At 46.0% G+C, this 1,235-nt stretch carries 1 protein-coding gene; it reads left to right on the forward strand.

All coding sequences use genetic code 11. The features are described 5' to 3' along the window. The first annotated feature begins 67 nt into the window (after positions 1-67). Positions 68-1,227, forward strand: a protein-coding gene (locus AACR09_RS19395) for an IS3 family transposase (RefSeq protein WP_102492086.1) whose coding sequence is annotated in 2 segments (ribosomal slippage) — positions 68-326 and positions 326-1,227 — 1,161 coding nt in all. Because the reading frame shifts where the segments join, the coding sequence is not laid out codon by codon here. Positions 1,228-1,235: the final 8 nt, after the last annotated feature.

A 1,235-nucleotide genomic window follows, 5' to 3' on the forward strand; every position in this document is an offset into this window, starting at 1 on the left:
TGTAGTGGTCTAATGATCCCGGACACCAAATTAGGTGGTAAAGTCTCCACCATAAATGAGGTGTTCAATGACAAAACGACAACGACGTACATTTTCTACTGAGTTCAAACTAGATGCTGCAAGTTTGGTTCTTGATCAAGGGTACTCCATACCTGAAGCAGCTAACTCTATGGGCGTAGGTGAAACGGCTTTACGGCGATGGGTCGACCAACTCAAAGTTGAGCGAGGTGGGATGACTCCAACGGCTAAAGCCCTCACGCCTGAGCAAAAGAAAATCCAAGAGTTAGAAGCCCGGATTAACCGGCTAGAACGAGAAAAATCCATATTAAAAAAGGCCACCGCTCTCTTAATGTCGGACGAACTCGAACGTTCTCGTTAATAGACAAGCTGAGGGAGCATGAATCGGTCAAAATGCTTTGCGAACTGTTCAACGTAGCTTCGTCTTGTTACTACGAGTTTAAGCAACGCAAACCGGATGCCAGTCGCATTCGTCTAGCTAGCCAAATTAAAGAACTCTTCAACATGAGTCGAGGCTCTGCTGGCAGCCGTACTCTTGTCTCGATGCTGAGCGAAGAAGGCATAAAAGCCGGACGATTCAAGGTTCGCCAGATAATGCGTGAAGCTGATTTAATGAGTAAACAGCCAGGTTCGCATCGATATAGACATGCAAAAGTAGAAAGGCCAGATATTCCAAATCTACTGAAGCGTGAGTTTTCTGTCAGTACTCCGAATCGTGTTTGGTGTGGCGATATTACTTATATTTGGTCAGGTTCGAAGTGGACCTATTTAGCGGTAGTGCTTGACCTATTTAGCCGACGCGTTGTGGGGTGGTCTTTATCCGATAAGCCCGATACTGAATTAGTATCTAAAGCTTTGGAGATGGCCTGGGAGCAACGAGGATGTCCGAAGAACGTGATGTTCCATTCAGATCAAGGCTGCCAATATAGCAGCCGTAAATATCGCCAAAGACTTTGGCGATATCGTATAACTCAAAGCATGAGTCGTCGTGGTAATTGTTGGGACAACGCTCCCATGGAGCGGCTATTTAGAAGCTTGAAAACCGAGTGGATACCAGCAACAGGTTACCTGACACAAGCTCAAGCTAAGAAAGACATCAGCCATTACCTGATGAGTTACTATAATCGGCAACGGCCTCATCAAGCAAATGATGGGCTGTCGCCAGTAAATGCCGAAAATCGGCTTAAGTCAGTGTCCGGAATTTGTTGACCACTACA

The organism is Vibrio sp. OPT20, from assembly GCF_963889365.1.
Taxonomy (GTDB): Bacteria; Pseudomonadota; Gammaproteobacteria; order Enterobacterales; family Vibrionaceae; genus Vibrio; species Vibrio splendidus.